Annotated in this window: 13 protein-coding genes; 1 reads left to right on the forward strand and 12 read right to left on the reverse strand. The window is 71.6% G+C overall.

The features are described 5' to 3' along the window. Nucleotides 1-28: 28 nt before the first annotated feature. From ACIOGX_RS17675 to ACIOGX_RS17700, 6 genes are all read right to left on the reverse strand, one after another. Nucleotides 29-1,621, reverse strand: coding sequence for a cation acetate symporter (locus ACIOGX_RS17675; RefSeq protein WP_401767380.1), 1,593 nt, complete (start codon nucleotides 1,619-1,621; stop codon nucleotides 29-31). Continuing rightward, a complete protein-coding gene (locus ACIOGX_RS17680) occupies nucleotides 1,618-2,106 on the reverse strand; it encodes a DUF485 domain-containing protein (protein WP_401914108.1) in 489 nt (162 codons plus the stop codon). Before ACIOGX_RS17680 ends, ACIOGX_RS17675 begins: the two co-directional genes overlap by 4 nt. Nucleotides 2,107-2,205: 99 nt before the next feature. Further along, on the reverse strand, nucleotides 2,206-2,874 hold the full coding sequence (locus tag ACIOGX_RS17685) for a response regulator (protein ID WP_387016455.1): 669 nt from the start codon (nucleotides 2,872-2,874) through the stop codon (nucleotides 2,206-2,208). Beyond that, the gene (locus ACIOGX_RS17690) at nucleotides 2,871-4,055 is read right to left on the reverse strand and encodes a sensor histidine kinase (protein ID WP_401914111.1); all 1,185 of its coding nucleotides are present in this window, start codon (nucleotides 4,053-4,055) and stop codon (nucleotides 2,871-2,873) included. The genes ACIOGX_RS17685 and ACIOGX_RS17690 overlap by 4 nt, the downstream gene beginning before the upstream one ends. Beyond that, complete coding sequence (locus ACIOGX_RS17695; RefSeq protein ID WP_401914113.1) at nucleotides 4,052-4,561, reverse strand: DUF1453 domain-containing protein; 510 nt, start codon at nucleotides 4,559-4,561, stop codon at nucleotides 4,052-4,054. The genes ACIOGX_RS17690 and ACIOGX_RS17695 overlap by 4 nt, the downstream gene beginning before the upstream one ends. Before the next feature lie 148 nt (nucleotides 4,562-4,709). Next, a complete protein-coding gene (locus ACIOGX_RS17700; protein ID WP_356511857.1) occupies nucleotides 4,710-6,836 on the reverse strand; it encodes a DNA topoisomerase IV subunit B in 2,127 nt (708 codons plus the stop codon). Nucleotides 6,837-7,292: 456 nt separating this feature from the next. On the opposite strand from ACIOGX_RS17700, the gene ACIOGX_RS17705 reads away from it, so the two are divergent. Continuing rightward, complete coding sequence (locus ACIOGX_RS17705) at nucleotides 7,293-7,523, forward strand: hypothetical protein (protein ID WP_030350144.1); 231 nt, start codon at nucleotides 7,293-7,295, stop codon at nucleotides 7,521-7,523. Between the two features lie 199 nt (nucleotides 7,524-7,722). On the opposite strand, the gene ACIOGX_RS17710 is transcribed toward ACIOGX_RS17705, so the two are convergent. The 6 genes from ACIOGX_RS17710 to ACIOGX_RS17735 all read right to left on the reverse strand — a co-directional run bounded on the left by ACIOGX_RS17710 (nucleotide 7,723) and on the right by ACIOGX_RS17735 (nucleotide 16,680). After that, nucleotides 7,723-8,574 (reverse strand): serine protease, encoded by an 852-nt coding sequence (locus ACIOGX_RS17710; protein WP_356511859.1) that lies wholly within the window; start codon nucleotides 8,572-8,574, stop codon nucleotides 7,723-7,725. Between the two features lie 172 nt (nucleotides 8,575-8,746). After that, nucleotides 8,747-10,297, reverse strand: a complete 1,551-nt coding sequence (locus ACIOGX_RS17715; RefSeq protein WP_129773609.1) for an RNA polymerase sigma factor — start codon at nucleotides 10,295-10,297, stop codon at nucleotides 8,747-8,749. A 338-nt stretch (nucleotides 10,298-10,635) separates the two neighbouring features. Further along, nucleotides 10,636-11,523, reverse strand: coding sequence for a FadR/GntR family transcriptional regulator (locus tag ACIOGX_RS17720; RefSeq protein ID WP_078490466.1), 888 nt, complete (start codon nucleotides 11,521-11,523; stop codon nucleotides 10,636-10,638). Nucleotides 11,524-11,683: 160 nt separating this feature from the next. Then, the gene (locus tag ACIOGX_RS17725) at nucleotides 11,684-13,516 is read right to left on the reverse strand and encodes an ATP-binding cassette domain-containing protein (RefSeq protein WP_401914117.1); all 1,833 of its coding nucleotides are present in this window, start codon (nucleotides 13,514-13,516) and stop codon (nucleotides 11,684-11,686) included. A gap of 128 nt (nucleotides 13,517-13,644) precedes the next feature. Next, a complete protein-coding gene (locus tag ACIOGX_RS17730; protein ID WP_129773612.1) occupies nucleotides 13,645-14,409 on the reverse strand; it encodes an NUDIX domain-containing protein in 765 nt (254 codons plus the stop codon). 210 nt (nucleotides 14,410-14,619) lie between these two features. Beyond that, nucleotides 14,620-16,680, reverse strand: coding sequence for a glycogen debranching N-terminal domain-containing protein (locus tag ACIOGX_RS17735; protein ID WP_401914120.1), 2,061 nt, complete (start codon nucleotides 16,678-16,680; stop codon nucleotides 14,620-14,622). Between the last annotated feature and the right edge of the window lie 54 nt (nucleotides 16,681-16,734).

Below are 16,734 nucleotides of genomic sequence, written 5' to 3' on the forward strand. Positions count from 1 at the left end.
CGCCCCCGCCCTCGAACCTCTCCCGCTCTCAGACCGCTCCCGCCCCGGTCAGCGACCTGACCTCGGTCTCCGCGTGCCTGGCCGCGTCCGGCGGCTCGGTGGAGGTGACCGTACCGAGCCAGCCCGCGAGGAAGCCCAGCGGGATCGAGACCACACCGGGGTTCTGGAGCGGGAAGAACGCGAAGTCGGCGCCGGGGAGGATCGATTCGGGGCTTCCCGAGACCACCGGCGAGACCACCACCAGCAGGACCGCCGGGATCAGCCCGCCGTACACGGACCAGACCGCGCCCCGCGTGGTGAAGTTCCGCCAGAACAGCGAGTAGAGCAGTACGGGCAGATTCGCCGAGGCCGCGACCGCGAAGGCGAGCCCGACCAGGAAGGCCACGTTCAGGTTCTGGGCCGGCAGGCTGAGGGCGATCGCCACCGCGCCGATCCCGGCCGCCGCCAGCCGCGCCACGGCCACCTCGTCACGCTCTTTGGTGTGCGCGCGCTTGAGCGAGGCGTAGAGATCATGGGCGACGGAGGCCGAGGAGGCGAGCGTGATGCCCGCGACGACGGCGAGGATGGTCGCGAAGGCGACCGCCGCGACCACCGCGAAGAGCACCGTTCCGCCGGTCGATCCCGCCCCGCCGCCGAGATCCAGGGCGAGCAGCGGGACCGCGGTGTTCCCGGACGCGTTGGAGGCACGTACCGCGTCCGTGCCGACCAGCGCCGCCGCGCCGAACCCGAGCACGATCGTCATCAGATAGAAGCCGCCGATCAGCCCGATGGACCAGATCACCGAGCGGCGGGCGGCGAGCGCGGTCGGCACGGTGTGGAAGCGCGACAGGATGTGCGGCAGTCCGGCCGTGCCGAGGACGAGCGCGAGCCCGAGGCTGATGAAGTCGATCCGCGCGGTCCAGTCCCCGCCGTACCGCAGTCCCGGCGCGAGGAAGTCCTCGCCATGGCCGCTCCGTGCCGCCGCGGTGTTCAGCAGGTCGTTGACGTTCCCGTGGAATCGGACCAGGACGAGCACCGTCAGCGCGATCGCGCCGCCCATCAGCAGGACGGCCTTGACGATCTGGATCCAGGTGGTGGCGCGCATCCCGCCGAGCGAGACGTGGACGACCATCAGCGTGCCCACACCGATCACGGTCCAGGTGCGCGCCGCGCCGCCCGTGCCGCCGAGCAGCAGCGCGACCAGGCTGCCCGCGCCGACCATCTGCGCGACCAGGTAAAGCACGGAGACCGTGACCGAGGAGGTGCCCGCGGCGATCCGTACGGGACGTTCGCGCATCCGGGCCGCGACCACATCGGCGAGGGTGAACCGGCCGACGTTGCGGACGAGTTCGGCCACCAGGAAGAGCACGACCAGCCAGGCGACGAGGAAGCCGGCCGAGTAGAGCAGGCCGTCGTAGCCGAAGAGCGCGATCAGGCCCGAGATCCCGAGGAAGGAGGCCGCGGACAGGTAGTCCCCGGAGAGGGCGAATCCGTTCTCCATGGGCGAGAAGAGCCGCCCGCCCGCGTAGAACTCCTCGGCGGAAGCCCGTCGGCGTCGGCTCACCCAGGTGGTGATCCCCAGCGTGACCGCGACGAACGCGCTGAACAGCAGCAGCGCGAGGGTCTGGTGGCCGCCGCTCACCGGCCGTGCCCCTCCGCGCCGCGCGTACGCCGGTCGAACACGGCCCAGCGCAGTTCGAGCGCCGCGCGGTCCCGGTGCAGCCGGGCATGGCGCGCGTACGCCCAGGTCAGCAGGAAGGTGGAGAGGAACTGGCCGAGACCCGCGACCATCGCCACATTCACCGCGCCCGCGACCGGCCGGGCCATCAGCCCCGGCGCGGCCGTCGCCGCCACCACATACGCCAGGTACCAGCCGAGGAAGGCGAGCGAGGCGGGGACGACGAACCGGCGGTACCGGCCGCGCACTTCCTGGAAGGCCGCGCCGCGCTGGATCTCCGCGTAGATTCCGGCGGCCTCGGTCACGCCGCCAGGCGCCCCGGGGTCCCGCCCGGCGGGCGCCGCGGAGCCGCCCGTACCGGTCGATTCGCCCCACTCCGGGGGCAGTGCCTCGTACCACGGGTCGCCGAGCCGCACCGCCGCGGCGTGACGCCGTTCCTGCTTCTCCACCGGTCAACTCTCCTTGTCGGCGAACCGTTTCGGCCGCGTGCAAGAAGGATGGACAGAGCGGGCGGATCCCGGACTCCTCTCTCCCCCGGCTTCACTCCTTCAGGTGATGGATGTCCCGGGTGGCCGGATGAGTCCGCGCTGATACGCGTAGCGCACGGCCTGCGCGCGGTCGCGCACACCGGTCTTGGCGAAGAGGTTGTTGATATGCGTCTTCACCGTGGCCGCCCCGATGTGCAGCCGCTGTGCGATCTCCTTGTTGGAGAGCCCCTCGGCGACCAGCGAGAGCACCTCCGCCTCGCGGGCGGTGAGCCCGTCGGGCAGCTCCGCGGGGGCGGGCGCCGCAGGCGGGGCCGTGACCCGGTCCAGCAGCCGGCGCTGCACGGCGGGCGCCAGCCCGGCCTGCCCCGCCAGGACGTCGTCGACGGCCCGGACGATCTCCTCGCCCCCGGCGTCCTTGGTGAGATAGCCGCGGGCGCCGGCCCGCAGCGCGGCGAACAGCGAGTCGTCGTCGGCGTACGTGGTGAGCACCACGACCTGCGTGCCCGGGTGCTCCGCGCGGATACGGCGCGTGGCCTCCACGCCGTCGCAGCGCGGCATCCGCAGATCCATCAGCACCACATCGGGAGCGAGTTCGGCCACGAGGGCCACGGCTTCCTCGCCGTCCCTCGCGGCGCCGACGACCTCGATGCCCGGCAGCAGCCCGAGCAGCATCACGATGCCCTCGCGCACCACGGACTGGTCATCGGCGACGATCACCCTCGCCGTCATGCCGGCACTCGCAAACGCACGCTGAAACCCTTCTCGCCGGGGTCTTCGGGGCCTCCGGGACCGGCCTCCAGAGTGCCGCCGAGCAGTTCGGCGCGCTCCCTCATCCCCAGCAGACCGTACCCGGAGCCCGACGCGCCCAGCCCGGCCGGGGCCGCGCCCTTCCCGCCGGTGTTCCGTACCTCCAGTGTCACCTCGTCCGCGCCGTACGTGAGCCGGATCAGTACCCGCGCGCCCGGGGCGTGTTTCCGTACGTTGGTCAGCGCCTCCTGCACCACCCGGCGCACCGTCTGGGACGCTTCCGCCGGCAGTGGCCGCGGCTCGCCGCCGATCTCGACCTCGGCGCCGTCCATCGCGGCCAGTTCGCGCAGATAGTCGCCGAGGGGGGCCATCTCGCCGCGCAGCGCGGAGAGCGCCTGGCGGGTCTCGGCGAGCCCTTCGCGCGCCATGGAGCGCGCGGCGACGACCCGTTCCAGGATCTGGTCGCGGAACGGGCTGTGCGGCTCGCTCTCGATCCGCAGCCGCGCCGCCTCCAGATGGACGAGCTGCGCGGAGAGGCTGTGCGCCAGGACGTCATGGATGTCCCGGGCGATCCTGGCCCGCTCCGCGAGCGCGGCCGACTCCGCCTCGGCGGCGTGGGCGGCGCGTTCCTGGGCCAGCAGCCGCTGGGCGTTGCCGCGCGCCTCCGCGTCGAGCCGCAGCACGTATCCGGCGAGGAGCAGCCCGGCGGTGGTGATCGTCGTGGTGATCCAGTGGTCCTGGTTGTACGCCACGAGGCCGCCGAGGGCGGCGAGGGTGGTGGGCAGCGCGGCGACGAGCGGCAGCCGCTCCATGGCGACGATCGCGCAGCCGCTCCACAGCACCGTCGCCGCGATCTCGAACCCGCCGTGCCGCGCGGCGATCGTCCCGCCCATCAGCAGGACGAGCAGCCCGAGCGAAGGCCAGAGATCGTTGCGCAGCGTGGTGCGGTAGAAGCACCGGACGAGGAACCCGGTGAGCAGCACCCCGGCGACGGCCGCGACCGCGGCCCAGCCGGCCACATGGCGCTCGCTGAAGGTGGACCACATCAGGGCACCGATGGCCAGCACGCGTACGCCGCGGCTCAGCCATCGCCGGGCATCGGTGCGGCGCTCCTGGGAGAGAGCCTCCCGGGAGGGCCAGTCCGTCCAGGCCTCGGGGGTCACACACGGTCCTTCCAGGGTGCGGCGGCTACGCCGTCACCGTACGACGCCCGGCCCGCGCGGGCCCGCCGCACCAGCAGACCCCTGCGGACGAGCACCGAGGCGGCGAGCGCGAGCAGGATCGCCCCCGTGCCCTGATGGACCCCGATCAGCGCGCCGACGCCCACGAGCCCCAGGCGCAGGGCGATACCGGCGATCCAGACCCCGGCGGTGGCCCTCGTGCCCTTCGACCACACCGAGCCGTCGCGCTCGGTCCAGATACGGCTGGTGCGGGCCCAGCCGACGCCCATCAGCGCCCCCACGACCAGTTCGGCGGCGAGCAGCGGTGCCGACAGCGGCAGGTCCCGCGCGTCGAGGAGGCCGGGCTCGCTCAGCGCGATCACGACCAGGACGACGGGCAGCACCAGCCAGCGGTGCCCGTCGGCGGTGACCCGCTGGGGCTTGAGCTGGCGGGCGGCGATCAGGGCGACCACCGCGACGGCCACCAGCACATTGACGAGCGAGGACATCAGGGCCTCCGGGGACGAAGAAGTTCAACGACTTCGACGCTACGGAGAAGCACCGGGTCAGATCATCGGCGCGGAGGTTGACCGCGGGTGGAAGTGCGGTCTCCACCCGTGGGTGGAGACCGCACGTCAAAGGTCCCGGGCGTCCGCCTCAGGCGTCGATGCGCGAGCGGTCCAGCGTCGCCGCGGAGCTGGTGATGAACTCCTTGCGGGGAGCCACCTCATTGCCCATCAGCAGGTCGAAGATCTGCTCGGAGGACTCCAGGTCCCCGATGTTGATCCGCCGCAGCGTGCGGTGACGGGGGTCCATCGTGGTCTCCGCCAGCTGGTCGGCGTCCATCTCGCCGAGGCCCTTGTAGCGCTGGATGGAGTCCTTGAAGCGCACGTTCTTGCGCTGGAACTCCAGCAGCGTCTGCCGCAGCTCATTGTCCGAGTACGTGTAGACGTACTTGTCCTGGCCCTTCTTGGGCTGGACCAGCTCGATCCGGTGCAGCGGCGGCACGGCGGCGAAGACCCGGCCCGCCTCCACCATCGGCCGCATGTAGCGCTGGAAGAGCGTGAGCAGCAGACAGCGGATATGGGCGCCGTCGACATCGGCGTCCACCAGCAGCACGATCTTGCCGTAGCGGGCGGCGTCGATGTCGAAGGTCCGGCCCGAACCCGCCCCTATGACCTGGATGATCGCGCCGCACTCGGCGTTCTTGAGCATGTCGGAGACGGACGACTTCTGGACGTTGAGGATCTTGCCCCGGATCGGCAGCAGCGCCTGGAACTCGCTGTTCCTGGCGAGCTTGGCCGTACCGAGCGCGGAGTCGCCCTCCACGATGAACAGCTCGCTGCGTTCCACGTCGTCACTGCGGCAGTCGGCGAGCTTGGCCGGCAGCGAGGAGGACTCCAGCGCCGTCTTCCTGCGCTGCGCCTCCTTGTGCTGGCGGGCCGCGATCCGCGTACGGGCGGCGGCGACCGCCTTCTCCAGCACGGCGCGGGCCTGCGCCTTGGCGTCGCGCTTGGTCGAGGTCAGGAACTCCTTGAGCTCCTTGGCGATGACGTTGGCGACGATCCGGTTGGCCGCGGACGTACCGAGGACCTCCTTGGTCTGGCCCTCGAACTGCGGCTCGGCGAGCCGCACCGTGACCACGGCCGTGAGGCCCTCCAGGGCGTCGTCCTTGACGACGTCGTCCTCCGCGACGCGCAGCATCTTGGCCGAGCGCAGCGCCTCATTGACCGTTTTGGTCAGAGAACGCTCGAATCCGCTCACATGGGTGCCGCCCTTGGGGGTGGCGATGATGTTCACGAACGACCTGACGGTGGTGTCGTACCCGGTGCCCCAGCGCAGGGCGACATCGACGCCCAGCTCGCGGGTGACCTCGGTGGGGGTCATGTGCCCCCGGTCGTCCAGGACGGGCACGGTCTCCTTGAAGGTGCCCTGGCCGGTCAGCCGCAGCACATCGCAGACGGCCTTGTCCTGTGCGAGATATTCACAGAATTCGCTGATGCCGCCGTCGAACCGGAACGTCTCCTCGACCGGGCCGTCGCCCCCGCTCTCGCCGAGGCCCCGCTCGTCCCTGACGACGATCGTCAGTCCGGGAACCAGGAAGGCGGTCTGCCGGGCACGCTGGTGGAGCGTGTCCAGGGAGAGCTTGGCGTCCTTGAGGAAGATCTGCCGGTCGGCCCAGTAGCGCACGCGCGTGCCGGTACGGGTCTTGGGCACCCGCTTGCTCTTGCGCAGCCCGTTGGCCGGATCGAAGGGGCTGTCGGGGCCCTGCTCGGTGAACATCCCGGGGACACCGCGCCGGAAGCTGATCGAGTGCGTGGCGCTGTTGCGGTCCACCTCGACGTCCAGCCGGGCGGAGAGGGCGTTGACGACGGAGGCGCCCACGCCGTGCAGACCGCCCGACGCGGCGTACGAGCCGCCGCCGAACTTTCCGCCGGCGTGCAGCTTGGTCATCACGACCTCGATGCCGGAGAGGCCGGTCTTGGGCTCGACGTCGACGGGGATGCCGCGGCCGTTGTCCTTGACCTCCACCGAGCCGTCCTCGTGGAGGATCACCTCGATGTGGTCGCAGTAGCCGCCCAGGGCCTCGTCGACGGAGTTGTCGATGATCTCCCAGAGGCAGTGCATCAGGCCGCGGCTGTCGGTCGAGCCGATATACATTCCGGGGCGTTTGCGGACCGCTTCGAGCCCTTCAAGGACGAGCAGGTGCCGCGCGGTGTAGTTGGAGCCGTCACGGTCTGCTGTCAGCAGCGCAGTGGACGGCACGGACGTATCGGCGGTCACGCGGTTCGCTCCTCGCTGAATTTGAGATGGGCCCCCGTGGGGTAAAGGCCCGGCGTCTGTCACCGGTCAGAGGGTACAGAGGCCTGGTAGAGCCGTTGTCACGCCACCCTCGCGAATTCTCATGCTAGTCCAAGGTCGCATAGGTGTTCGATCCTTCGAGGGAGTGAAGCACACATCACGTTCCCTTCCAGGCATGAACCATTTAGGCTCCGGGCACGTCCTCATCAACAAACCGGCAAGCCGGCCGGCGAGGGCGATCCCCCTGACAAGCGACGTCAAGCAACGCGAAACCCGTAGTGCGAAGCCCCGCGAGCAATACGGCCCATTCGCCGCCAATCGTCAGCAGTCAGCCACAACGGAAGAAATTTTCGAGGAAAAGCCGGGAGCGGGAACGTTTTCGGCCTGGTTGGATGTTGACCCTGGTACGACAGCTCGTCGAGCTAGAGAAGAGGCGACGTGACTACTGTTCTGACCCCCGCGAGCCCGCTGACCGCGGCTGATCGCTGCGACCGGTGCGGCGCCCAGGCCTATCTGCGCGTCCTCCTGTCCAGCGGTGGTGAACTGCTCTTCTGCGCCCATCATGGACGCAAGTTCGAGCCGGAACTCAAGAAGATCGCCGCGGAAATACAGGATGAGACCGACCGACTGACGGCCGTACCGGCCGGCGGCGGTGAAGAGGAACACTGACACCTCGCATCCACGACGAGCCAAGGGCCGGCCCCGAGCCGGCCGACGGGCGGCCACCCCTGTACCGCAGGGTGACCGCCCGTTCTCGTCGTCGTGCCCGTCCCGGCCGTCATGCCGGTCCGGGCCCGTCATGCCCGTTCTGATCAGCCGTGCCCGTTCCCGTCACGGGAGGCCCACGACGATCGGCGCGGGCCTCCCGTCAACGCGGGGCCCGTGCTCCGACCGCGTCGGCGACGGGTTGCGCGCCCATGGTGATCCGCGTGTAGACGCCCGGACTGTCCGCGCGCCCACAGCCGCTCCCCCAGGAGACGAGCCCGATAAGCCGTCCCTGGGCCACCAGCGGCCCGCCGCTGTCGCCCTGGCACGCGTCATGCCCGCCTCGGGGATCGCCCGCACAGAGCATCGTGGAGGCCTCGTAACGGTCCCCTGAGCCTCCCGGGTACGCCCGCTCGCAGCTGGAGTCCGGCAGGACCTTCACCGGCGCGGAGCGCAGCACCTGTGCGTAGTCGGCGCCGCCCGAGGTGTCGCCCCAGCCGTAGACCGCCGCGTCGGTGCCCGGCGCCGAGGCCGGGTCCCCCCGCTCGGCCGGCCGGATCGCGTACTCCTCGGGCAGGGCGCTCGCGAGCGTCAGCACGGCGAGGTCGGCCGTGTTCGTGCGCGGCTCGTACGCCGGGTCCACCTGCACGGACCGTACGGCGACCTCGCGCCCGCCGGATCCCCGCAGCCGCTCGCGGCCCGCGATGACCCGGAAGTCCGGCACGTCCTTCGGGGCCGCCCCCAGGACGTCCCTGCCCACGCAGTGGGCGGCGGTCAGCACTTTCGTCGGCGCCACCACCACACCTCCGCAGAACTGGCCCGCACGCGTACCCCCGAAGCGGTCACGGCTGGCCAGCGCCACGACCCACGGGCTGTCGGCGATCCGCACGGCCTGGCCGCCGATGATCACCCGGTCAGTGGCGGCGGCGGAGACGGGCGCGACGAGCGGCGGCACCGCCCCCGCGGTGATCACGGCCAGTCCCCCGGTCAGCACTCGGACTACGGAACGGCGCATACAGTCTCCTGACTCTCCGGTGGACTCCGATCTACCCAGAGTCATCCCACCGATCGAGTCTCGCACTCCCACGCGCACGGCGAAGGCCCGGATCCTCGGTGGCATCCGGGCCTTCACTCGTGCTTCGCGCGCCCCCTCGGGAGCGCCTGCGCCCTGCTCCGGGTACCCAGGCCTAGTCCAGGTAGTCGCGCAGAACCTGCGAGCGCGAGGGGTGGCGCAGCTTCGACATCGTCTTGGACTCGATCTGGCGGATGCGCTCACGCGTCACGCCGTAGACCTTGCCGATCTCGTCCAGCGTCTTGGGCTGGCCGTCCGTGAGACCGAAGCGCATGGAGACCACGCCCGCCTCACGCTCGGAGAGCGTGTCGAGCACCGAGTGCAGCTGCTCCTGGAGGAGCGTGAAGCTCACGGCGTCGGCCGGCACGACCGCCTCGGAGTCCTCGATGAGGTCTCCGAACTCGCTGTCGCCGTCCTCGCCCAGCGGAGTGTGCAGCGAGATCGGCTCGCGGCCGTACTTCTGGACCTCGATGACCTTCTCGGGGGTCATGTCGAGTTCCTTGGCCAGCTCCTCCGGGGTGGGCTCGCGGCCCAGGTCCTGGAGCATCTGGCGCTGCACGCGCGCGAGCTTGTTGATGACCTCGACCATGTGCACCGGGATACGGATGGTGCGGGCCTGGTCGGCCATGGCGCGGGTGATCGCCTGACGGATCCACCAGGTGGCGTACGTGGAGAACTTGTAGCCCTTGGTGTAGTCGAACTTCTCGACCGCGCGGATCAGACCGAGGTTGCCCTCCTGGATCAGGTCCAGGAAGAGCATGCCGCGGCCGGTGTAGCGCTTGGCCAGCGAGACCACCAGTCGGAGGTTGGCCTCCAGCAGGTGGTTCTTGGCCCGGCGGCCGTCCTCGGCGATGATCTCCAGCTCGCGCTTGAGCTTCGGCGCGAGCTTGTCGGAGTTGGCCAGCTTGTCCTCGGCGAAGAGACCGGCCTCGATGCGCTTCGCGAGTTCGACCTCCTGCTCCGCGTTGAGGAGCGGGACCTTGCCGATCTGCTTCAGGTAGTCCTTGACCGGGTCGGCGGTGGCACCGGCGACGGCGACCTGCTGGGCCGGCGCGTCGTCCTCGTCGTCGTCGGAGAGTACGAAGCCCTTGTTCTCGCCCTCGGTCTCCTCCTCCTCGCCCTTGCCGCCCTGCACCTCATCGGTGGGCTCTTCGCCGTCGGCGGCCTCGTCGGAGTCCTTCTTGCCGACGGCCTTCTTGGCCGTCGTCTTCTTCGCGGCGGTCTTCTTGACCGTGGCCTTCTTGGCCACGGTCTTCTTCGCGGCCGCCTTCTTGGCGGGGGCTCCGGCCTCATCGGCCGCGGCCTCCACGATCTCTGCCGCCGGAGCCGAGGTGGCGGCCGCGACGGTCCTCGTCGTGGTCGTCTTGGCCGCGACGGTCTTGGTGGCGGTGCGCTTGACCGGGCTCTTCGCTGCGACGCTCTTGCGGGTGCGCTTCGGCGACTCCGCGGCACTGACCATCAGCGTCACACCCTCTTCCTCGAGGATCTGGTTGAGGCTGCGCAGAACATTCTTCCACTGGGTTGGCGGAATCTGGTCGGCCTCGAAGGCCCGACGCACGTCATCGCCGGCGATCTGCCCATCAGCCTTTCCCCGCTCGATGAGCGCCATCACAGACTCGGACTCGGCGATCTCCGGCGGGAGCGTACGGGATGTGCTGGCCGACACGAACAACCTCTCGGAACGATGGAAACGGCTTCCGGCCCCGCCCAGGATCGGGCCGGAGCCGACGACCGTCGACTGGGGATGTGCCGACGGCGCGGGCTTGGGCCTCAGAGGTGAATACAGCGCCATGCGTGGCGGACGTATTCCCTCCTCGGCTGTCACCTCTTAGGTCATCGCGCTGTCTCCAGGAGTGTTACGCCCATTCCACGTGGCCCGAGTCACACTCCATTTGCGACAAATGGCCAGAAGGGGGATTTAAGGCCCCACAATCGCGTCGCCGGACCCCCCGGGTCCGGCGACACACGATGCGTACATCCCCTATGCCCGGCCTTCGGCGGCGCTCAGTGCTCGCGCGGTGCCGGAACGACGCGCTCCACCTCGGGCTGGACGGTGAGCAGTTGGCGCATGGCCGATTCGGCGGCGTGCGCGTCACCTGCGGCGAGCGCGTCCACGATCCGCGCGTGGTGCGAGAGCGACGCCTCGGTGGGCCGGTCGCATCCGGTGACCGGGCCGCCGGAGACCTGGAGGGCCGCCGAGACGATCCCCGAGAGATGCTCCAGCATGCGGTTGCCGGCGAGCTGGATCAGCAGGGAGTGATATTCGGCGTCCGCACGCGAAAAGGTGATCGAATCACCCTGCGCGAGGGCGTGGCTCATGATCCCCACCATGTCGGAGAGCCGCTGCTGGACATCGGCCCGGCCATGGCCGGCCGCCAGCCGCGCGGCGAGGGGCTCGATCGTCCAGCGCAGCTCACTCAGCTCGCGGCGCTGATCGTCGCGCTGCGGCCCGAAGGCGCGCCACTCGATGATGTCGGGGTCGAGCAGATTCCAGTCGCTCACCGGACGGACACGGGTACCGACATTGGGCCGGGCGCTCACCAGGCCCTTGGCCTCCAGCACGCGCAGCGACTCCCGCACCACGGTGCGGGAGACCTCGAAGCGCTGGCCGATCTCCTCGGGTACGAGCGGCCGGTCGGCGCCCAGGTCACCGGAGACGATCATCTGGCCGAGCTGTTGGACGAGTTGGCCGTGCAGCCCGCGGCCGCGGCTGCTCGTCGTACGTCGTCCCACCCGGCCCAAGTCGGTGTCTGCGCCGTCCCAGACGGGGGCGGCGACGCGGTCGGCGCCGGGCGCCTCCGCGAAGGGGTAGCGGTCGAGTTCACCCGGCTCGGCGAGGCCGGACTCGACGGAACGGGCGGCGGTCATCATGGTGTGCGCAAGGGTACTCACGCATCCTTTGTCGGCGTTGCTTCCACGACCCTTGAGGTCTTTGGTGAAAAGCACACGAAAGGGTGATCGGCGCTCGCCCTTCGATTGACGCCTTATCGGAAAGAAGCGGGCGCTATCAGGGGAGTTGCGAACACCCGGGAACGGTCCGGTCGTTCCGTGGTCACCAACGGGCCCTACGGCGAAGGCCGGTGAGCAGATATGCGCAGAGCAGGGCCGAGAGCGACAACGTCAGGGCCGCGGCGACCGGTTGGGCGACGAGTCTGAACGTGGTCATCAGCCAGTGGTCGGCCTGACGCGGCCAGTCCAGCCAGGCCAGTTCGCGCAACCGGCCCGGGAGTCCGACGGCCGAACGTGTGGACGGACCGGCGAGCGCCCGCTGAATCAGGGGTACGACGAGGGTCGGTACGGCGACGACCACGGCCGCGCCCGCGACCGTGACCCGGAAGACCCCGGCCCCCAGCAGCCCCGCCCAGGCACAGCCGACGGTCAGTCCGGCCCAACCGGCGCTCAGCGCGACCCAGTTGCCCGGGACGGGCACGGCGTCGGCGCCGTACACCAGGCGCAGGGCCCCGGCGTCGGCGGCCACGGTCAGGAACGCGAGCGCCAGCGCCGCCGCCGCCGTCACGACGAGCTTGGCGAGGAGCAGACCGAGGCGGCGCGGGACGGTACCGCGGGCGCCGGCGAGCGCGGGATAGCGGAACTCCTCACCGAACGAGTACGCGCCGAGCAGCCCCGCGCCGAGGGCCGCGGGCGGCAGGGGCAGGATCGCGGGCCAGGCGGCGAGCAGGCCGGAGAGCGGGGTCCTGCCGGTACGGGCGAGCGGCACGGCGAGGGCCACGGACGCGACGAGGACGGCGATGGCGATCAGTGCGGTGGTGCGGATCCCGAACATACGGCGGAGTTCGTAGCGCAGCGGCCGGAGCGGACTGCGCACCGGCGCCGACGACAGCGGCGCCGGGAGCGGACCGCGGTCGTGCTGCCGGGAGTCGCCGTCCTCATAGCCGTGGTCGGGTCCGCCCTCGTAGCCGTAGGCCCGGTCGGGCTCGAAAGCGGGCTCGACGGCGGAGTCGTAGGCGGGGGCCGGGGACGGCACCGGTACGGAGACCGGCGCGGGACCCGTGTCGCCAAACTCGTCGGCGAGCTGATGGACGAGGACGCCGTTGCGGAAGGCGGTCTCACCGATCTCCGGGCAGCTGCTGCCGTAGACGGTGAGCAGACTGCCCACGCCGGGCTCGGAGACCACCTCGACGGAGCGCCGGTCCGCGCGGGCCTCGCGGCTGAGCGCGTCGGCGAGACGGGCGGCGTGCGGAGTCCTGACGGCGACGCGGGGGCGCAGCCGGGTACGCGCGAAGGAGGCCACGTCCTGGTCGGCGACGAGACGCCCCTCGTCGAGGGTGACGACATGGTCGGCCGTGCGCGCGGCCTCCTTGGCGTCCTGCGTGGTGTAGAGAACGGTGCCGCCGTGGTCGGCGTGCGCGCGCAGCAGTCCGAACAGCCAGCTGTTCTCACGGGGTGACAGCTCGGCGGACGGCGCGTCGAGCAGCAGGGTGTGCGGATCCCCCAACAGCGCGGAGGCGAGCCCGAGTCTGCGGTCCATGCCGACCGAGAGCGAGCCGAGCCGTTCGTCGCGCAGACCGCCGAGACCGACGACGTCGAGGAGTTCGTCGGCGCGTGAGGCGGGCACTCCCGCGGCGGCGCAGAGCATCCGGAGCTGGCCCTTGACGGAGCGCGCGGGATGGCCCGGCACGTCCCCGAGGAGCACCCCGATCTCGCGTGCGGGATGGGCGATGCGGTGGAGGGGGCGACCGCGGAAGTAGGTGACCCCGCGACCTGGTTCGAGTTCGAGCATCAGCCGGAGCGCGGTGGTCTTGCCCGCGCCGGGGGCGCCGAGGAGCGCCGTGACGGAGCCGGACCGCGCCTCGAAGGTCAGATCGTCCACAGCGGGCGGGAGGTCTCGACGGGGGTTGCTGGTCAGTCCGATGGCCTGGAGCATCGCTTCTCTCGCGGGGAGGTGAGACCGCTCGGCGGCAGGGTGGGTACCGCAGCAAGATAACGCGACATGTCCGACTTGTGGCGCAGGGTGGCGCTCCCGGGTGTCAGACGTCCGGCACGTGGCCCCCGTCAGACCTCCGGGCGCAGCATCGGCGGGTTGAGTACGGTCGCCCCGCCGGCCCGGAACAACTGCGCGGGCCTGCCGCCCTGCCGGGTCGTGGTCCCGCCCGACGGCACGAGGAATCCTGGGGTGCCGGTCACCTTGCGGTGGAAGTTGCGTGGATCGAGCGCCACGCCCCACACCGCCTCGTACACCCGGCGCAGCTCACCGACGGTGAACTCGGAGGGGCAGAACGCGGTGGCGAGCGAGGAGTACTCGATCTTGGAACGGGCCCGTTCCACCCCGTCCGCGAGGATCCGGGCGTGGTCGAAGGCGAGTTGGGCGGGCTGTTCGTCCTCGCGGGCGAAACCGCCCTCCTGGTGGAGCAGCGCGTCCACCGGGGCCCAGCGGGCGCTGTTGGCGTCACCTCCGGCGCGGGGCGCGGGCAGGTCGGGCGAGAGCGCAAGATGAGCCACGCTGACCACCCGCATACGGGGATCACGCCCGGGATCCCCGTAGGTGGCGAGCTGTTCGAGATGGGCGGCGTTCCCGGGCGCCGGGGAGACCGGGTCGTGCGCGCACAGGCCGGTCTCCTCGGTGAGTTCGCGCGCCGCCGCGCCGGCGAGGTCCTCGTCCGCCCTGACGAAACCGCCGGGCAGCGCCCACCGGCCCTGGAACGGCGACTCCCCGCGCCGTACCACCAGCGCGCAGAGCGCGTGGCGGCGCACGGTGAGCACGACCAGGTCGACGGTGACAGCGAACGCGGGGAAGGCCGACGGGTCGTAGGGCGACATGCCGCGATCATAGTCGTCTGCCTGACGATAAACACTCCTTCCGCCTCTCCCGCCGCCTACTTCTTCGCCGTCTTCTCCGCCGTCTTCGTGATCTCCACGCCCCATCTCCGCGCCCCGGGGCCGGGCCCGCCTGCCCGCTGGTTCCGAGACCGGTCCTTCCGAAGCGGTCCCGTCCGCTCCCGGGCGGACGGGACCGCGGACGTACCCGTCTCAGACGCCCAGTTGGAGGCCGGGGGCCGCCTCCTCGACCATGCCGAGCCCGAGTCCGCTGACCCGCACGGAGAAGGGCGCCTCCGCCACCCGTAGTCCGGTGAGCTGGAGCGCCCCGAGCGGGGCGCTGCGGACCGGACGCAACGCGACGGTGCGCGCGGGCGCGTCCGGGCGGATACCGGCGAGACCGGTGAGCAGATGGATTCCGGCGGCGGCGGCCACGGCCGCCGGACGGCACGCGGCGGGGTGCGGTACGGGAGCACCGCCCGCGGTACGCCGCTCCCCCGCGTACATCTCGGGGAGCCGGTGACCGAACGCCTCCGCCGCGTCCAGCAGACCCCGGAGCAGCGAGCCTGCCTCCTCCTCGTATCCGGCCGCGATCAGGCCGTCGATCGCGACGGCCGTCTCATGGACCCGTACCGCCCCCGCGCGGTGGCCGAACGGATTGTGTCCGGGCTCCTTGCTCCCGAGGCCGCGCAGCCCCCATCCCGAGTCGAGGTCCGCTCCCCGGACCATGCCGGCCAGCCGCTCGGTCTCCGGCGCGTCGAGCAGCCCCGGGGCCCGCTTCCCTCCGCCGAGCAGGCCCGTGTCCAGCAGATGGGCGGCGCCGGCGCTGGGTTGGGGAAGAAGCCGGCCGTCGGGCCACCGTGCCGCGGCGGGGCGTCCGCCCGTGGACTCGTCGGCCCAGAATGTCCGCCGGAACCGCAGCCGCAGCGCACCCGCCCACTCCCGCCAGCCGTCGGCCCCCGGCCGACCGCAGGACTCCAGCAGATCCGCCCCGAGCAGCGCGGCACGATGCGCGTGGGCCTGGGTCTCGACGCGCCGTGGCCCGGAGGGGCCCGGCTCCCCGAGCAGCCCGTCGGCACCGAGGGCGGTGCGCAGCCAGTGCAGACATCGCTCCGCCGTGGGGAGCAGCTCGGCGAGATCACCCTCGGGAAGACCCCAGCGGCGGGCCTCGGCGAGGACCACGGGGAAGGCGAGTGTGGCCTCAACCCCCGTACAGCTCGGGGGCAGATGGGGCCCGGCGTCCCGCAGCGGTCCGGGAATACGCCCGAAGTCGCGTCCGGGGCCGCGGAACTGGGTGCGGGCGAGCGTTCGCATCGTGCCCGCGGCCAGCCGGGTGCCGAGCGGGAGGGCCATCCGTACCGCCCAGAGGGCTTCCGCGGCCGGGGGCCCGCAGCGCCAGGGCACGCCCGCGGCGGGATGGACATCCGTGGAGCCGCCCGGTCCACGCAGCAGGAGCGCCCCGAGATCGTCGAGGCTCGCGGCGAACAGAGGCCGCACCCTGGGGTCGTCGCCCTCGGCGCTCGCCTCCGGCAGCGGATTGCTCGCGGTCCGGCCGGTCGGCCGCACGGGCCGGTCCGTACGGATCCGCAGTTCGATGGTGCGAGAGGCCCCAGGGGCCAGCTCCATGTCCCAGCGGAGCAGTCCGGCCGAGGCCATCGCGTCGCGCGGGGCCGGGTCGGCGGAGACGACGGCGTGTCCGCCGTCGGCCGCGGCCCAGCGCAGGCCCGCGGCGTGGACGCTCGCCGGGAGTTCGGGCCCGGCGCGGCCGACCGCGATCGCGGCCAGCCGCGCCAGATCCGTCCCCAGAGTGATCTCCACCGGGAACCGGCGGACTCCGCGGGCCGAGTTGTGCAGCGTGATGCGTTCGGTGCCGTCGGCGTCCCGGAGCCGTTCGACGCTGATCTCCGGATCGGGTCCGGCGTCCGCCGGCGTACGGACCACCGCGCTGAACCGCGCCCGGTCGGCGGCGACCATCCTGCCCTGCAACGGGAGAGGTTCCCGTCCGGCGATCCGTAACAGGCAGCGGGCGAGGAGACGGCGGCCCGACTGGTAGAAGCCCTCCAGCCCCTGACCGGTGAGTTGTCCGTGCTCGGCCGAGACGGCGAGACGCGGCAGCGCGACGCAGAAGAACGCGCGGTGCACGCCGGGCAGCTCGCCGCGCGGCAGGGCGCCGCCGCGTACGGCTCCGGGCGGTGCGGCACGCGAGGGCGCGGTACGCGACGGGTCGCCGCTCGACGTACCAGAGGTGTGTGAGGGAAGGGCGGTGAGGGCCATGGGTGGTCTGCTCTGCCTTCTGTGCGCTCCGGGGAGCCGCGCTGTGTACGGCGG

Origin of the sequence: Streptomyces sp. NPDC088147, assembly GCF_044741565.1 — a bacterium.
In the GTDB taxonomy this organism is placed as follows: Bacteria; Actinomycetota; Actinomycetes; order Streptomycetales; family Streptomycetaceae; genus Streptomyces.